At 63.1% G+C, this 16,197-nt stretch carries 13 protein-coding genes; 4 read left to right on the top strand and 9 right to left on the bottom strand.

The annotated features are described in order from the left end of the window. Positions 1 to 39 precede the first annotated feature (39 nt). Complete coding sequence (gene nosZ / locus Q390_RS0114675; RefSeq protein ID WP_051603276.1) at positions 40 to 1,938, bottom strand: TAT-dependent nitrous-oxide reductase; 1,899 nt, start codon at positions 1,936 to 1,938, stop codon at positions 40 to 42. A 729-nt stretch (positions 1,939 to 2,667) separates the two neighbouring features. Between nosZ and Q390_RS0114670 the strand changes: the two genes are divergently transcribed. Beyond that, complete coding sequence (locus Q390_RS0114670; RefSeq protein ID WP_027996740.1) at positions 2,668 to 3,111, top strand: c-type cytochrome; 444 nt, start codon at positions 2,668 to 2,670, stop codon at positions 3,109 to 3,111. A 17-nt stretch (positions 3,112 to 3,128) separates the two neighbouring features. Beyond that, positions 3,129 to 4,178, top strand: coding sequence for an FAD:protein FMN transferase (locus Q390_RS0114665; protein WP_027996739.1), 1,050 nt, complete (start codon positions 3,129 to 3,131; stop codon positions 4,176 to 4,178). A gap of 64 nt (positions 4,179 to 4,242) precedes the next feature. On the opposite strand, the gene rsmA is transcribed toward Q390_RS0114665, so the two are convergent. Genes rsmA through Q390_RS0114650 form a run of 3 tightly spaced genes read right to left on the bottom strand, consistent with a single transcriptional unit; the run spans position 4,243 to position 8,898 of the window. Beyond that, entirely contained in the window at positions 4,243 to 5,007 is a 765-nt protein-coding gene (gene rsmA / locus Q390_RS0114660; RefSeq protein WP_027996738.1) for a 16S rRNA (adenine(1518)-N(6)/adenine(1519)-N(6))-dimethyltransferase RsmA, read from the bottom strand. Further along, complete coding sequence (locus tag Q390_RS0114655) at positions 5,004 to 6,407, bottom strand: peptidylprolyl isomerase (RefSeq protein WP_027996737.1); 1,404 nt, start codon at positions 6,405 to 6,407, stop codon at positions 5,004 to 5,006. Before Q390_RS0114655 ends, rsmA begins: the two co-directional genes overlap by 4 nt. 13 nt (positions 6,408 to 6,420) lie before the next feature. Next, entirely contained in the window at positions 6,421 to 8,898 is a 2,478-nt protein-coding gene (locus tag Q390_RS0114650) for an LPS-assembly protein LptD (protein WP_037473164.1), read from the bottom strand. A gap of 83 nt (positions 8,899 to 8,981) precedes the next feature. Here Q390_RS0114650 and Q390_RS0114645 point away from each other — a divergent pair, with 83 nt between their 5' ends. Then, complete coding sequence (locus Q390_RS0114645) at positions 8,982 to 10,127, top strand: aminoglycoside phosphotransferase family protein (RefSeq protein ID WP_037473146.1); 1,146 nt, start codon at positions 8,982 to 8,984, stop codon at positions 10,125 to 10,127. Positions 10,128 to 10,197: 70 nt separating this feature from the next. Further along, positions 10,198 to 10,953, top strand: coding sequence for a 16S rRNA (uracil(1498)-N(3))-methyltransferase (locus Q390_RS0114640; RefSeq protein WP_027996734.1), 756 nt, complete (start codon positions 10,198 to 10,200; stop codon positions 10,951 to 10,953). A 195-nt stretch (positions 10,954 to 11,148) separates the two neighbouring features. Here the strand turns inward: Q390_RS0114640 and Q390_RS0114635 are convergent, their stop codons facing one another. The 5 genes from Q390_RS0114635 to Q390_RS0114615 all read right to left on the bottom strand — a co-directional run bounded on the left by Q390_RS0114635 (position 11,149) and on the right by Q390_RS0114615 (position 16,169). Next, a complete protein-coding gene (locus Q390_RS0114635) occupies positions 11,149 to 11,721 on the bottom strand; it encodes a DUF3617 domain-containing protein (protein ID WP_027996733.1) in 573 nt (190 codons plus the stop codon). A 96-nt stretch (positions 11,722 to 11,817) separates the two neighbouring features. Continuing rightward, the gene (locus Q390_RS0114630) at positions 11,818 to 12,954 is read right to left on the bottom strand and encodes an NAD(P)/FAD-dependent oxidoreductase (protein ID WP_027996732.1); all 1,137 of its coding nucleotides are present in this window, start codon (positions 12,952 to 12,954) and stop codon (positions 11,818 to 11,820) included. Between the two features lie 5 nt (positions 12,955 to 12,959). Beyond that, positions 12,960 to 14,234: an NAD(P)/FAD-dependent oxidoreductase gene (locus Q390_RS0114625; protein WP_027996731.1), complete on the bottom strand. Its 1,275-nt coding sequence runs from the start codon at positions 14,232 to 14,234 to the stop codon at positions 12,960 to 12,962. Positions 14,235 to 14,299: 65 nt separating this feature from the next. Then, on the bottom strand, positions 14,300 to 15,712 hold the full coding sequence (locus Q390_RS0114620; RefSeq protein WP_051603274.1) for a TolC family outer membrane protein: 1,413 nt from the start codon (positions 15,710 to 15,712) through the stop codon (positions 14,300 to 14,302). Positions 15,713 to 15,791: 79 nt separating this feature from the next. After that, positions 15,792 to 16,169 carry a carboxymuconolactone decarboxylase family protein gene (locus Q390_RS0114615; protein ID WP_027996729.1) on the bottom strand — a complete coding sequence of 126 codons (378 nt, stop codon included), beginning with the start codon at positions 16,167 to 16,169 and terminating at the stop codon, positions 15,792 to 15,794. Between the last annotated feature and the right edge of the window lie 28 nt (positions 16,170 to 16,197).

The following is a 16,197-nucleotide window of genomic DNA, read 5'->3' as shown; positions in this document are numbered from 1 at the left end:
AGTGCAGCCTGGTGACCGCACTACCCCGATCAAGCCTTCTTAGGCCTCAACCAGCATACGCGAACGCATTTCAAGGTGCAGTGCGTGGCAGAAATTGGTGCAATAGGCCCAGTACACACCAGGTTTGTCGGCAATGAAGGTTACCGACTTGGTTTCCTGTGGATTGACGATGAAGTTGATGTCGTATTTTGGAATCGCCAAACCGTGGGTCAAATCTTCCACCTTGTCCAGGTTGGTGAGGATGATGGTGACCTCGTCGCCGCGCTTCACAGTCCACTCGCGCAGGCCGAAAGTAGGCGCTTGGGACGTCAGATATACAGTGACCTTCTTGCCCTTGCGCTCCACACGGCATTCCTTGGCGTCTTTAACGGCGTTCGGGAACTCGTTGATGTCGTACACTTGGCGTGTGCGGATCAGGTTGCGCGGGATGATGATGGAGTCGTGCGGCTCAGAATACACGGCGTGGTCGGCGACCAGCACCATCTTGTCGCCGCTGATGTCGATCAGCTGCGCCGTCTCGGGGTGCAGCGGACCGACGGGCAGGAAGCGATCCTTGGAGAACTTGTTGTCCGACAGGAAGTACTTGCCATCGGCGTCCTTGGTTTCACCCATCGAGGTGAAGCCGTGGCCCGGCTGGTACTGCACGTCAATGCGATCCAACACCGGTTTGGCCGTCTTGTCGCCCTTGTAGGACTTGATAGCGGCTTCCACGTTCCACTTGACGATCTGGCTGTCCAGAAACAGCGTGGTGTAGGCATTGCCACGGCCGTCAAAGCCGGTGTGCAGTGGGCCCAAGCCGATTTCGGGCTCGGCTACCACGGTTTCACGGGCATCCTTCAACTCACCGTCGAACCACTTGAGCACCAAGGCGTGCTCGATGAGTGTGGCGGTGGGCGAGAGCTTGCCAGAGCAAGCGTAGTACTTGCCATCAGGGCTGGCGTTCACGCCGTGCGGGTTCTTGGATACGGGCACGTAGCAGACCAACGAGGTCTTGGCATCGGGATTGCCAGCCTTGGTGCCATCGACCACGGGCACCTTGGAGCCGCCGTAAGTTTTGAATTTTCCAGCCTTGACAGCTTCTTCGATGCGGGCAACGTTGAAGAAGAGGCACGAATCCATTTCGGACGCCATCATGTCTTCGTAGTGCACGCCGTTTTCGGTGTTGTACTGATTCGTGCAGGCAAGTTTGCCGTCATACGAGGTGGCCACCAGATCGCAGTTGCCGTCAACCAGAACTTGCCAGCGCACGTCCATGCTTTCTGCATCCACGCAAGTGAAGATGGAACGGTAGTCCGCCGTGGCATCCATGTTCTTGCCATTGTTGTCCAGTGGGATGGCGAACTCTGCGCCACAGAACACGCGCGTCGTGTAGTTGATGGCTTGATCTACCGGGTCGCGCTTGTCAGGAAAGGTGCCGTGGAAACCCTGCACCAATGGCAGTTCGGTGATCTTGTCGGTTTCCATCGTATCCATGCGGATGCGCGCCAAGCGGCCGTGGATCTTGTCGTTGACGAACATGTAACGACCGTCGTAGGTGCCATCTTTATACGAGGGATGGATGTGGTGCGTGTCGCCCGTGTGGTACTTGAGGCTGCCATCAGCCTTGGTGCCCAGGATTTTTTTCGATTCGTTGGTGACGCCCCAGCCCACCAGACAATCCATGTTGAAGACTGGAATACGCTTGAACAGACGGCCAGACGGCAGGCCATAAATACGACACTCTCCCGAGTGACCACCGGAGGAGAAGGAGTAGTAATCATCGAGTTGGCCTGGAGCCACTTCGTACTTACTCGTCTCAGAGGCGGCATGTGCCACAGGCGCAGGTGCAGCTGCAGGGGCGCTAGGCGCGGCCGAAGCTGCGGGCTTGTCATTGCAGGCGGCGACACCGGCGGTCAGACCCACCAGTGCAGCAGTATTGATGAAACTGCGGCGACCCATGCCGGTGGATTCGGAGAGATTCTCTTTCTTGTCGTTCACGATTTTTACCTCTTTAGATTAGCTAGGAGTGGCTCAGGGGGAAGGGGGTCCGCGCGCAGGCGGAGAAACAGCCGTGGCAACCACGACCGGGGAAACAAAAAGCAACGCACTGGCGTGTGTCAGCGGTGCAAATAGGGGGGGCAGAGAGGACGGAGGTGCAGGCGGCGCGCCAGAGACGAGGCACAGCGGGCACTCCGTGCCGTGCGAGCCCAGCTCGAACGTTCCGACGTCCGTGTGCAGCAATACTTTAGTGGCACCTGCGCCGGCACAGACGATTTCTATTGTTCGAGGCTGCACGATGGGCGACGCCATCGCCACCCCCAAGGCCAGGACGAACCATGCCAAAACCCACACACGCAGGCGTAAGAGAGTTCTGGGGATTTTCATCGGAACGAGTTTAGATTCATCAAATATGAATCATATTGACCTATGTCACCTAGTGCTACCGGATAGACACACACTTTTTCAGTCACTCCCATTACAGTGAAGGCTACATTTTGGGGATATTCAATTTTCCTTATCATTCTCGCGGATCATGCCAGGCCCTGAGGTTCTGGCACGGTCTGAATGTCGCAGCAGTCGTCAGCGACTTCGACAGGTGACGCACGCAAGGCGCCATCCTGGCAAATAGGTCGCAGCCAAGGGCAGCGTCAGCACCTACTTTTATCCATTTAAAAACGGAATTCACCCATGAAAAAACGCTCCAGCCTGCTTGCCGTTGCGGTCCTGTCCCTGTTCCTGGCCGCTTGCGGCGAGAAAACTGCCACACCCACTCCTGCTCCAGCCCCTGCACCCGTCGCACCGGCCCCTGCCCCTGCAGAAACACCTCCCCCTGCTCCAGCTGCACAAGCTCCGGCAGCAGCCGTGGCCGTAGCCGACAACGCCAAAGGCAAGAGCGTCTACAACAAGACCTGCGCCCTGTGCCACGGTTCAGGCGTGGCCGGCGCACCCAAGGTCGGCGACAAGGCCGACTGGGGCCCCCGCGTTGCCCAAGGCAAAGACACCCTGTACAAGCACGCAACTGAAGGCTTCACCGGTGCCAAAGGCATGATGCCCGCCCGTGGCGGCAGTACCACCCTGACCGATGACGACGTCAAGGCCGCTGTCGATTTCATGGCCGATCAATCCATCTAACCGACAAGGCAGCGGCTATGCACCACATGAACCGGCCCACCAGCCTGACACGGCGGCGCATGGCCTTGGCGTTGCCCTTGTTGGGCAGCGCCGCATTCCTACCTTCGGCGTTTGCCAGCGCACCTGCTTTGGTTCAACGCGAGTCCCGCGCCCTGATGGGCACACGCGTTGACATCGTGGCCGAAGGCGAAAACCCAAAACAACTGCACACGGCGATCGATCACGCCTGGCACGAAATGGATCGCCTTGCGGCTTTGATGACGCGCTACGATCCGTCCAGCCCGGTCAGTGCCATCAACCGCGCCGCCGGCATCCATGCCGTGGCGGTGAACGCCGAACTCATGGCCGTGCTGGACACAGCGCAAAACCTGGCGGCACAAACCCAGGGCGCCTTTGACATCACGGTGGGTGCGCTCAAGGCCTGGCACTTTGATATCGGCCAAAGCACCCTGCCAGCAGCCAGCGACATTGCGGCCCAGCGCCGCCTGGTTGGCTACCGCGGACTGGAATTGGACAAACGTGCCGGCACCGCCCGCCTGGCCCAGCGCGGCATGGCCCTCGACCTGGGCGGCGTCGCCAAGCTGCCCATTCTGGAAGCTGGCATGCAGGCGCTGCAACACCACGGCATTGATAACGCCATGCTCAACGGCGGCGGCGATGTGCTGATTGCCGGGCGCCTGCGCGGACGCCCGTGGCGCGTCGGCCTGCGCGATCCGCGCGCACCCGAAAAAATGCTTGGCGTACTGGCCTTGGAAGGACAGGCCATCGTGGCTTCCTCCGGCGACTACGAACGATTTTTCATGGCCCAAGGCGAGCGCCAACACCACATTCTCGATCCGCACACCGGCCGGCCGACGCACGGTCCGCATGGCGTCAGCCTGCTGGCGCGCGATGCTGCCAGCGTCAACGGTTTGGGCGCTGCAATGATGGTGCTCGGCACCGACCGCGCACGTACTTTGCTCGCCAGCCAAGCCCAAGTGCAAGCCTTGGTGGCGCAGCGTGACCAGAGTATTTGGCAAACACCGGGCATGGCCGCGGTACTGCAAACGGTACCCGCCGCCACCTGACGGTTACAACGCCACTGCGCTGAACCTTATTCGCCCTGCGTCTTTCGACAGACACAGGGCGTTTTTATGCCTGCAGGCGCACCGCCAAGGCCACGTATTCGTCCACTGGCACCTCTTCGGCGCGGCGCTGCACATCAAATTCACCGGAAAAATTGCGTGCCTCCAGCCAGCGCCCCAGCGTATGGCGCAGCAATTTTCGCCGCTGGCTGAAGGCGACCTGCACCAGCTCTTTCAGCAGCTTGGGCTGCAGCGCGACGGGCTCGGCGCGCGGCACCATGCGCACCACAGCGCTGTCCACGCGCGGTGGCGGGTCAAAGCTTTCTGGCGGTACGAACAACACGTTTTCCATGGCGTAGCGCCACTGCAGCATCACCGACAGGCGGCCGTAGTCGGAGGTAGAGGGCCGCGCCACCATGCGGTCAATGACCTCCTTTTGCAGCATGAAGTGCTGGTCGGCAATCACGTCCACATGCTCCAGCAGATGGAACAGGATGGGGGTGGAGATGTTGTAGGGCAGATTCCCCACTACTCTTATTTTGATAGCTGATAGCGCTTGTGCCACCTGCGTAAAGTCCACTTTTAATACATCAGACTCAATCACATTCAGCTGGGGGTGCAAACGCAGACGCAGTGCCAGATCGCGGTCCAGTTCGATCACCGTCAGGTGCCCAAGGTGCTCGACCAGCGGTTGCGTCAGTGCCGCCAGGCCCGGACCGATTTCGACCATCGGGTCGCCCGGCTGCGGTGCAATCGCCTGGATGATGTCTTCAATGATGGTGCGGTCGGACAAGAAGTGCTGACCGAAGCGTTTGCGGGCAATGTGCTTCACTGTGGGGCATCCCGGTATTCAACATAGGCGCGGCTGCGCAATTCCTGCACCCAGGTGGCATACGCTGCTTCCATTTTCTTTTCGCGCACGGTGTCACGCACCATGTCGCGCTGTTCACGCTGGCTCAGTTGCACCTGGCGGCGCTCCAGCAGCTGGATCAGGTGCACACCAAAGCGCGACACCAGCGGCGCACTGATCTCGCCGGGCTGCAGCGCCTGCAGGGCGGCTTCAAACTCGGGCACGTAACGCCCGGGCGTGGCCCAGCCGAGGTCGCCACCCTGCTTGGCACTGCCATCCTTGGACACCTCCCGCGCCAGTTCAGCAAAGTCGGCCTGACCGGCCAGGATGCGCTGGCGGTAGTCAGCCAAGCGCTGGGCAGCGGCCGTCTCCGACAACTGCGGCCCAGGCACCAGCAGGATGTGGCGCGCATGGGTTTGCATGGCCATGGCCGATGCACCACCTTGCGACTTGGCCAGCACCTTCAGCACATGAAAACCCGCCCCCGAGCGCAGGGGTCCGACAATGGCCCCCACGGGCAGCGCTTGCGTGGCCTGCATGAACAATTCAGGGTAGCGATCCGCGCTGCGCATCCCCATGCTGCCGCCCTGGGCGCTTTCGGGCGCCGCCGAATAGTCGCGCGCCAGCGCCGCAAAGTCGTCGCCGGCACGGGCCTTGTCGGCCACGATCTGGGCGCGTGCCTGGAGCGCGGCGACTTCCGCTGGGCTGGCAGTTTCTGGCACCGGCATCAGCACCTGGGCCAATTCGATACCCGTATTGGCGCCTGTGGCAGCGGGCTGCTGATCGTGCAGGTACTGGTCGATATCGAGTTCGCTGACGCGCACGCGCGCGTCCACTTCGCGTTCACGCAGGCGCTGCAGCATCAATTGGTTGCGCAGTTCTTCCCGAAAGCGCTCCGGGCTGATGCCATCGACCGCCAGGCGCTGCTGCATGGCCGCCAGCGTGATGCCGTTTTGCCGCGCCACAGACTCCTCGGCCTGCGTGACTGCCAAGGCGTCCACCTTGATACCGATCTCGCGCGCGGCCTGGAGCTGCGCTTTCTCCAAAATGGTGCGCTCCAGCATATCGCGCACCAGTACCTCGTGCAGGGGCACGGCGCCTCCCTGGCGTGCCAGCTGCGCTTGGATGCGCGCCAGGCGCACACTCACTTCGTGGTTGGTGACAGGCTCCGAATTAACAACAGCAACGATGTAGTCAGCCTGGCGAATGCCGCTCGGGGCTGCACCGGCAGGCAGGGCTGCAGGAGCAGCAGATGACGGCGCCAGTCCGCGCGCAGTAGCCGTCTTGCCCGCGCCGGATGGGCGCAGACCTTGTGCGGCAGCGCCTTGAGACGCAAGAGAAGCCAGGCAGGCAAGGGCCACGGCGAGAGCACGGTATTTCATGGTTTTAATAGTTTTAGTCGTAGTTGCTGAAGCGGCTGGGCGTGCTGACTTGCTCACGCAGATATTGGTAGCGCGGAACATTTTGTTTCAAGGCAGCCAACGGGTTGGCGCCCAAACTGAGGCGGGAAAAACCGACAAATTCCAACTGGAATAACAGGCGTGTGTTGGCTGAGGTGATGCTGCTTTGCAAGCGCTCTAGCACCACGCGGCCGATCCAGCAGCAGCCGTCGTATTCGAAGCCGACCACCGCATCGACCACCTTACGGTCGGGCAGACTGTAGTTGAGACGGCCCACGCTGTACCAGCGTCCGCCGCCCTGGCCGCGCCCGGGGCCCAGATCGCGCCCCTTGTCGCCCCACAGGTCATTGATCGGCCATTGCCAGCCGACGTCGATCTGCTCGCTGCCCACCAATTGCGTGCTGGTGGCGCGCTGCAGGCGGTAGGCGGCGCTGATGGTGCGGTACGAGCCCGGGCTATAGCGTGCGCTGATGGTCGAGCGGATCGAGCTGCGCGTCTTGGGGTTGTACTGCACCACCGAGTCAAAGCCCCACTGCGGCGTCCACTGCACGCCGGCGCCCAGCAGCAGGTCGGACAGGCGTTCGTTGGCCGGCAGCTCGCCAGGCAGCGTGACCTGCTGATCGGAAAACCGCACACGCTGCGCCACACCCAGGCGTACCGCCTCGGCGCCCGTACCCGGGTCGAGCAAACGCGTGGTCACGCCCAAGGTCAGCAGGTTGTTGTCAACGATGCGGTCCTGGCCGCCGTAGGCGTTCTCGGTGTAGATGGAAGCGAAGTTGAAGTCGTTGGCCGCGGTGTCGTAGACCGGCAGCAAGTGCTGGTCGCGGTACGGCGTATAGGTGTAAAAAGCGCGCGGCTCCAGCGTCTGCACAAAATTACGCCCCAGATAGCGCGCATCGCGTTCAAACACCAGCCCACTGTCCAGGCTGAAAGTGGGCAGCACCCGGCTTTGCGCCGTGCTGCCGTTGGTCAGTGGGCTGTCGAATTGGTACTGCGTGGCATGTAGCTGCAAACGCGGCGTGACGAACCCCGCCGGCGCCAGAAAAGGCCGGCTGACCTGCGCCAGGGTGTAGCTGCGCGTGGCATTGGCCTGGCGAGTCAGGAACGGATCGGCCTGGAAATGCGTGGTGTCGGCATCGATGCTGGCATCAAAGCCTCCGGGCAGGCTGCTGGGCGCATAGCGCGCGTGCAACTGGGGCAGCCGGTCGTAGGGCGGCACGATGGGTGCGGTCACGTCCTGCAGTGTCTGCCACTTGAGGGTGCGCAGGCTGAGCGACATATCGCCGCGCGCCCACGTCAGCGAGGCATCGCCCGGCAACAGGCGCTGCGTGATCGGGTCGCTGCTGTGGGTGGAGCGCGTCGTGAAATCGCGCCAGTAATTGTTGTCGCTGACGCGGTTGAGATTGATGTTCAGCCCCACGCCGCCCAAGGGCGAATCCATAGTGCCGGCGTGCTGCAGCGTATAGCTCCAGCGGTCTTGCGCACGCAGCCGGTCAGAGGGCATGAAGTCGCCCCGCAGCAGGCCTTTGTAGCTGGGCTCCAGATAGCGAAATTCAGCGCCGGCGTTGATGCCACGCTTGGCCATCAGGGCAGCGTGGAAAGTGGCATCGCGGTTGGGCGCAATGTCCCAGTAATAGGGCTGGTCGTACTCGATGCCATTGACGTTGTCGATGCCGATCGACGGCGGCAACAGACCGGACTTGCGCTTGTCCGAAAGTGGAAAAGTGATGTACGGAATCGGCACGATCGGCACGCCCTGGAACTCCAGCACGGCTCCCTCGGCCGTACCCACCTCTTCCTCCCGGTCCAGGTGAATGGTTTTGGCGCGCAACATCCAGGCGGGCGTCCAGCTGGCCTCATCGCCGCGCTGGCAGGTGGTGTAGGTGGCGTTGTGCACCACGGTGCGGTCGTGGTCGATGAAATCCACGCGCGAGGCCTTGCCATGCGCCTCGGTCTTGAGGAACTGGTAGCGCGCGTCGGTAAAAAACCCGCTGAACGCGTTCACATACAAATCCAGCGCCGCCCCCTCGTACACATCACCAGAACGGTTGATACGCACTTGCCCGCGCGCCTGGGCCAGATCGTCCGGCACGCTGTATTCCATGCGATCGGCGCGGATCACGGTGTCGGCACGGCGCAGTTCGGCATGGCCCTCAATCACCGTCTGGATATCGGGCTGGCCGGTGATGCGATCGCCGCTGACAAAGATCGGCATTTGCGCACGCACCGCCTGCGGAATTTTTTCTTGCAGCATCGGACTGGCACGCAGCGCAGCGGGCGGCGTCTGCGCCGTGCTGACCGGGCTTTGTGCCAACGCCACCAGCGGCAGGCCCCACAACACCCCCGCCAGCCACTGGGCAAGCGCCGTGCGCGGGAAGGTCAAGGCGGTGGCCTGGCGCGCACGCTGGCGGTTGCGGGGGACGGCAGGCTTCACGGTCAGGGGGCGGCGGTGCAGGTCAGGCAAGGGAGTCAGTCCATGGAGTCGGCGGGCAGTGGGTGCAGAGGCCTGCCCGTCACCCGTGCCGGGCAGGCCGGGTTTGTAAAATCCGATTATCCATGAGCCACCCTGCCTCCCCCCCCCCCGCCGCCCTGCTGGCCACCACAGCACTTCCCACCGCCAGCGTGGACTGGCCCGACGCCCAGCGCCACGCCGCCTTTGAGGCCTGGCTGGCACCGCTGATGTCCGCACACCAATTGCTGCCCGCCAGCCTGCGCCCGGCCTCGGCCGACGCCAGCTTTCGCCGTTATTTGCGTATCGATACCAGCCACAACGCCACGCCCGGCAAAAGCTGCATCGTCATGGATGCACCACCCGACAAAGAGCCCTGCGCCTCCTTTGTCCAGGTGCAGGCCCTGATGCAACAGGCCGGATTGAAGGTGCCGGACATCCTGGCCTGGGACCAGGCGCAGGGTTTCATGCTGCTGTCCGACCTGGGTGCGCAGACGGTGATGGAAAAACTCGACCCCGAGCGCCCCCAAGACGCCTACGCCTGGTACCAGCAAGCTACCGATACGCTGCTGCAGTGGCAACTGGCGTCGCGCCCCGGCGTGCTGCCGGTGTACGACGAAGCGCTGCTGCGCCGCGAACTGGCGCTATTCCCCGACTGGTACGTCGCCAAACACCGTGGCATCACCCTGAACGCCACTCAGCAGGCGGTACTGGACCACGCCTTCAACCGCATCGTGGCGCACAACCTAGCCGTACCCAGCGTGTTCGTGCACCGCGACTTCATGATGCGCAACCTGATGGTGCCGCCTTCCCCCGGCGGGCCGCTGGGCGTGCTGGATTTTCAGGACGCGGTGTACGGTCCCATCACCTACGACATTGCCAGCCTGCTGCGCGACGCCTTCATCAGTTGGGATGAAAATTTCGTCATCGACATTACCATCCGTTACTGGGAAAAGGCGCGCAAGGCGGGTTTACTGGGCGCCCATAGCCCCACCGGCTGGGGCGCCGACTTTGGTGAGTTCTATCGCAGTGTCGAATGGATGGGCCTGCAGCGCCACCTGAAAGTGGCCGGCATCTTTGCCCGCATTACCCTGCGCGACGGCAAGCCGAAGTACCTGGCCGACGCACCGCGCTTTCTGCACTACATCCGCGCCACCGCCGACCGCTACCGCGAACTCGGCCCGCTGTGCAAGCTCATCGACCAGATCGAAGGCACCGAACAAGCCATGGGCTACGCCTTTGGCCGCGTTTAGTTTAAAAATAAGCCAAATTGGCCTCAAACGCTTGTGTATCAAGCGGTGATAGCTATTAAAAAAGAAGTAAATGCCCCGTTTTCATTGCCTCTCTGACTTGGCCATTGGCACCGAGATTGAACTGCCCGTCGGCGCCGCGCGCCATGTGCAGGTGCTGCGCCTGCAACCGGGCGACGGCATCACGCTGTTTGGCGACCACGCCGGTGGTGAGTGGGAGGCCAGCATCACCCACATGGGCCGCAGCAGCGTGCGCGTGCAGCCTACCGCCCACCACGCCATCGAGCGCGAGGCACCGCGCGCCATCCACCTGCTGGCGGGCATCACCGCCAACGAACGCATGGATTGGTTGGTGGAAAAAGCCACCGAACTGGGCGCCGCCAGCATCACACCACTGCTGGCCGAGCACAGCGTACTCAAACTCAAGGGAGAGCGTGCAGATAAAAAATGGGCCCATTGGCAAGCCGTGGCCGTGGCCGCCTGCGAGCAATGCGGACGCAACCGCATACCGTTGATCCGCCCGGCGCTTAGACTAGCGGACTGGCTGGCAGCACATCCCGCTGCCTTGGCTGCCGCGCCAGCAGACAACACCGCGGTGACAACCCGCCTGCTGCTGTCACTGCGCCCCGGCACCCAATCGCTGCATTCGGCTACCGCTGCAACAGGCAGTGGCCCGGTGCTGTTCCTTTCCGGCCCCGAGGGCGGCCTGAGCAACGCGGAAGAAGCGCTGGCACTGCAACACGGCTTCACCCCGGTGACACTGGGCAGCCGCGTACTGCGCGCCGAAACCGCCCCGCTGGCTGCGTTGGCGGCTTTGACGTTGTGCTGACGGCGTTGTCCTCCACCACACAGAAGGAGGTCTCAGCTGTTCTTGTGGCTCTAGGTCAGGAGAAAATCTTCAGCCGTCAGACAGCGACTACGCCGCTGTAGGCTCATCCCAGCCTTGCAAATACTGGCTAAATGCAACCTTTGCATACCAGTGCCGACGTTCTCTGCGCAGCAGTGCGCGGTACTGCCGCTGCGCTCAGTGCCTCAGCGGCACCGGCCGGATGGTGCCGCAGTCGCTCGACAGCCAGCGGCCTGTGTGCGCCATATCGATCTGCGCGGATTTGCCATTGATACTGGTCTGAATCTTGAAGTCGCCGGCATAGGACGTGGGGCTCTGGAAGCTGACTGTGCCTTCGCCGCTGGTCGCTGGCTGGCCCTGTCCGCCCTGGCAACTGAAACTGACCTGCATGGTGTTGGCGTCCACGCGCTGCACTTTTTGTGTGCAGCCGTCCTGCTGCGGAATGTGGTCAAGCTCCGCCTGCTCGGGCGTGATGCAGACTTGGACGGTCTGGTCCTGCACACCGCTGCCCAGGCCCACGCCCTGCTCGGCCAGCATCTGCTCCAACTGCTTGCGCTGCGCCGGCGGCATATTGGCCAGGGCTCTTTGCGCAGCGCCCAGGGCAGCTTCCATCTGCCCGCTCTGGCTCTTCATGGACATGCTGTGCTCCCACAGACCGGGGCGCATTTTCTGCTGCGCGCTGGCCGGCACCCAGGCAACGGCCGCGAAGGCCAGAAAGACCGTGGAAATGAAAACGCGGGACATCTGCATGGTTTTACCTTTCCTCAACAACAGCTCCACAGTATCTGGTAACCACAGTCCCTTGGCCGGGCGTCCGGGCAGCGGTACGCCAGGGGCTGGAAAATCTCAGCGGTACTGGTCCAGATAGCGTTTTTCAAAACGCCCCTTGAGCCAGTGAAAGATGCGCAGCGGCGGCAGCAGCACATTGCGCTGGGGCGTGCGCCAAACCAGCGTGCCGGTGTCCAGTGCGTCGATGATGCACATCAACTCGACTTTGAAAGTAGCTTCTTGTACACCACCGACCAAGCTGGCCAGCAGGTTCTGCGCCGCAGCGCGGGCCTGCAGGTCGGCCATGTGGGCCTGCTTGGGCATCCAGTCGGGGCCGGGAAAACTGCCCGAATCGCCGACGACATACACGCGCTCGTGGCCAGAAACGCGGCACTGCGCATCGGCCTGGAGCAGGCCACCGGGCGAGCGTGCCAAGGCGGTGTTGTCAAACCAGGTATTGCCGGTCATACCAGGCATGAACAAGATCAGATCGGCAGCAAATTCACCGCCTTCGGTGACGACTTTGTTGGCCTCCAAGCGCACCATTTTATGTCCCAAGTGGGTGGTGATATCGCGCCGCGCCATCTCGGCCAGCAAGTGCCGTACCGTCTTCAGGCCCAGGCGGTTGCCGGGCTCGGTCGAGGGGTTGAAGAACACCAGCTCAAACTGGTTGCGCCGCCCTTCGCGGCGCAGTTGCGTGTCGATGCCAAACAGAAATTCAAACATCGGCCCGCCGCGCACGGCGTTTGGCTCCTGCGGATGGCCGGCAAAACCGATGGCGATGGTGCCGCCCTGCATGGCGCGCAGCTGGTCACGGATTTTTTCCGCCGCGGCAATGCCTTCACAGGGCGTGATGGCGTGTTCAATGCCGGGCATTTTTTTGATGAAACGTCCGCCGGTGGCAATCACCAGCGCATCGTTGGTGATGGGGCCAGCGCTGGTCAGCACCATGCGCCCGCCTTCGTCCAGACCGGTCACTTCAGCCGCCACATGCTGCACGTTCATGCGCTGGAAAAACGGTGCCAGCGGCACCACCAAATCCGCGCGGGTGCGCAGGCCGCTGGGAATCCAGATGCTGCCGGGCAGGTAGTGCAGCTCGGCGCGTGGCGCCACCAGTGTGATGTGGGCGCTGCGGTCGCGCTGGCGCAGTGCGCGCACGGTGGACAGCGCGCCAAAACCTGCGCCCAGAACGGTGATGTGCGGCGAGGTAGCCATGGGTGTCATTTCTCCAGCCGCTCGATGCCCAGCGCCTTGAGCACATGCTTTTCGTACAGGGGCTCCGAGGTGCCGTGCTTCATCTTGTACATAAAGTATTTTTCAAACGCCACCTTGGCCAGGTGCACCCATTTGCCCCGCTTGAACCAGTTGACGTTGCGCGGCGGAATTTGCGGCAGCGCGACAAAGGCGGCGCCGGTGTCGCCCATGTCGGCCAGGCAAATGGCATTCCAGGTGCCCTTGGCCTCGGCGGGTTGGCCGTCCAGTTCGGCGGCGATGTTCTGCACGATGGCGGTGATCATGCTTTCGATCATGTAGCCAGTCTTGGGCGCGCCGGTGGGCACCGGCGTCACTTCCACTGGCGGGATGGCTACGCACACGCCGGCCGAAAAGATGTTGCGGAATTTTTGGCTGCGCTGGAATTCATCGATCAGCACAAAGCCGCGCGGGTTGCACAGGCCTTCGACCTGCGCCACTGCCTCTACGCCCTTGAAGGCCGGCAGCATCATGCTGAATTTGAACGGCAACTCGTGCTCCTTCTTCACTTGGCCGTCCTCGCCCAGTTCGGTGACAAACATCTTGCCCGGCTCGACCTTGGTGACCTTGGCGTTACAAATCCATTGGATGTGGTTGTTGCGCAGGTCGCTTTCCAACATGCCTTTGGAGTCACCGACGCCGCCCAGGCCCATGTGGCCGATGTAGGGCTCGCTGGTGACAAAGGTCATGGGCACCTTGTTGCGCAGTTTGCGCCGCTGCAAGTCCTTGTTGAAGATGAAGGCGAACTCGTAGGCCGGACCAAAGCAGGACGCGCCGGGCATGGCGCCAATGATGGCGGGACCCGGGTCCTGCATGAATTCCTGGTAGTCGGCCCAGGTGCTTTCGGCGTGGTCGATGGTGCAGATCGAATGCGTGGTACCGGCGATGGGGCCCGAACCGGGCACATCCTCAAAGGCTAACTTGGGGCCGGTGGTGATGATCAGGTAGTCGTAGTCCACGCGCTGACCGTCGGCCAGTTCGATGGCGTTGCCCTGGGCATCAATCCGATCGACGCGCTGGCCGATGAAGTCAATGCCCTTCTTGGCCAGGTGCGGCCGAATCTCCAGCGTGGTCTCGCTGCGCTGGCGCCAACCCACCGCCACCCACGGATTGGAGGGCACAAACTGGAAGTAATCCAGCGCATTCACCACCGTGATGCGGTGCGTCTTGTCGATCTTTGCGCGCAGCTCATAGGCCGCCGGCATGCCGCCGGTGCCTGCGCCGAGAATCACGATATGGGCCATGGTTGTCTCCTGGTAAAGGCCAGCTCTTGAGGCTGGTGTGGGGGGAAGAAATGGCAAACAGTGATTCAGGGCGCGGCAGCCAACGCTTGGTTGACACTGCGCAGCGTGTCGTCGTCCAGCTGCCCGGCCAGTTGCGCCAGCCGCAGGCGCTCCAGCAGCAACTGGCTGCGCGCCTGGGCCAGTGCCAGGCGGGCGCTGGCGCTGTCGTTTTGGGCATTCAATAAATCCAGCAAGGTGCGGTCGCCGACCTCGTGACCCAACTGCGTGGCGTCGGCGCGGGCGTCGCTGGCCTGCAGCGCCTGGGCCAGCGCCTGCACGCGCTCGCGGCCGACCGACAAGCCGAGCCAGGCGGCGTGCACCTGCTGCGCCACCTGCTCGCGCGTGGCATCCAGTTGTGCCTGCGCAGCATCGAGCAGGCGCAGCGCTTCTTCTTCCTTGGCGCTGCGCATGCCGCCGGTGAACAGCGGCACCGTCAGCTGCACGCCGATTTGGGCACTGGTGCTTTTATTACGCGCGCCACGGCCAAAGTCGCCGCTGCCGCTCAGGCGCTCTTGCCCAACTTGTGCCACCAAGTCGAGCGTGGCCGAGGCGCTGCGGCGGTGCTTGTCAGCCTCTAGCCGTGCCACATCCAGCGCCAAGCTTTGCTGGCGAATCGCCGGGCTGTGGTCAGCGGCGTCGCTTTGCCATTCGTCCAACGTCCGCGGGGCCGCTGCGGGGCTGCGCTCGGACGGCAGATGCACCACCAAATCAGTGCCTCCCAGACGCGTGCTGTCGGACAGCTGGCGGCGCTTCACATCCAGCTCGCTTTGCGCGGCCAGTTGCTGCGCGCGCAAACCGGCCAGCCGGGCGCGCGCTTCGTGGGTATCGGTGATGGGCAACTGGCCCAGCGTAAAGCGCTCTTGCACTTCCTCACTGGTGCGCTGCACCGCCGCCAATTGCAAGCCAAGCACGCGCAGCGACTCTTGCGCCACGGCCACGTCGAAATACTGCTGGGCCGTGCGCAGCATCAGCCCTTGCTGCGCCGCTTGCCACTGCACATCAGCCAGAGCCACCGATGCCGCCAGCTGCTGCTGCTGCACGCGCCGCTGCGGGTTGTAAAGCGGCTGGCTGGCTTGCAGCGCCCAGCGCGTAGCGGTACCACCGTGCACCGAGGTGCTGAAATCAACGCCGTTGGAGGTGCCCAGGCCGGGGGCAGAAAACTGCGCGCCGCGCACATCGTTGTCGTGCGTGCCGACACCGGCGCCGGCCGTCAGCGCCACGTTTGGGCGCCACAGAGCAGTGGCTTGGTCGCGGCGCGGCTGGGCGGCAGCGTGCGCGGCGCGGGCGACGGCGTAGCTGCGGTCGTGCTGCTCGGCGGCCTGCCAGGCCTGCAACAGGTCGGCGGCGCTGGCAGCGCTGGTGACGCTGGCCAGGGCTAGCAGCGCCCAGCGCCAACGGCGGCTGCGATGCGGAAACAAGGAGTGGTGCGAGTGGCGCATGGTGTTCAGCCCCTACGGGAAAATAAGCGTTGCACCCAGTGCACCGCGTTGGCTGCGTGGCGCGCCCAGCAGGGGCACATTACGCAGAGACCGGTGCAGCAGCGGCTGCAGCAGCGGTGAATTCGTCAAACGCGGCCGAGGTCTTGGCGGCGTACATCAGCGACGGCCCGCCGCCCATGTACACCGCCATGCCCAGCGCATCGGCCAGCGCGGCGCGCGTGCCACCCAGCTGCACATAGCTCTGTACGTGAAAGCCGATGCACGGGTCGCAGCGCGCCGCCACCGACAGCGCAATGGCGATCAGCTCCTTGGTTTTCTGGTCGAGCGCGCCGTCCTGCGTGGCGCCCTTGGCCAGCGCGCTGAAACCACGCAAGGTGTCGGGCATGTCGCTGCGCAGCTTGCCCAGTTCGGCGGAGATGCTGCGTGTCAGATCGGTGTAGGGGGTGTCGTTTTCCATGCGGAGCTCCTGAAAGTCAATGAGGGAT

Source organism: Simplicispira psychrophila DSM 11588 (assembly GCF_000688255.1).
Taxonomy (GTDB): domain Bacteria; phylum Pseudomonadota; class Gammaproteobacteria; order Burkholderiales; family Burkholderiaceae_C; genus Simplicispira; species Simplicispira psychrophila.
Note: the sequence above shows the minus strand (reverse complement) of the source record. Positions and strands in the feature narration are given on the sequence as shown.

Coding starts and splice junctions, on each gene's coding strand:
- Q390_RS0114640 (WP_027996734.1), top strand. CDS start 10,198: ATGCCCCGTTTTCATTGCCTCTCTGACTTGGCCATTGGCACCGAGATT.
- Q390_RS0114665 (WP_027996739.1), top strand. CDS start 3,129: ATGCACCACATGAACCGGCCCACCAGCCTGACACGGCGGCGCATGGCC.
- Q390_RS0114625 (WP_027996731.1), bottom strand. CDS start 14,234: ATGGCCCATATCGTGATTCTCGGCGCAGGCACCGGCGGCATGCCGGCG.
- Q390_RS0114670 (WP_027996740.1), top strand. CDS start 2,668: ATGAAAAAACGCTCCAGCCTGCTTGCCGTTGCGGTCCTGTCCCTGTTC.
- Q390_RS0114635 (WP_027996733.1), bottom strand. CDS start 11,721: ATGCAGATGTCCCGCGTTTTCATTTCCACGGTCTTTCTGGCCTTCGCG.
- Q390_RS0114630 (WP_027996732.1), bottom strand. CDS start 12,954: ATGGCTACCTCGCCGCACATCACCGTTCTGGGCGCAGGTTTTGGCGCG.
- Q390_RS0114645 (WP_037473146.1), top strand. CDS start 8,982: ATGAGCCACCCTGCCTCCCCCCCCCCCGCCGCCCTGCTGGCCACCACA.
- Q390_RS0114655 (WP_027996737.1), bottom strand. CDS start 6,407: ATGAAATACCGTGCTCTCGCCGTGGCCCTTGCCTGCCTGGCTTCTCTT.
- Q390_RS0114620 (WP_051603274.1), bottom strand. CDS start 15,712: ATGCGCCACTCGCACCACTCCTTGTTTCCGCATCGCAGCCGCCGTTGG.
- Q390_RS0114615 (WP_027996729.1), bottom strand. CDS start 16,169: ATGGAAAACGACACCCCCTACACCGATCTGACACGCAGCATCTCCGCC.
- nosZ (WP_051603276.1), bottom strand. CDS start 1,938: ATGGGTCGCCGCAGTTTCATCAATACTGCTGCACTGGTGGGTCTGACC.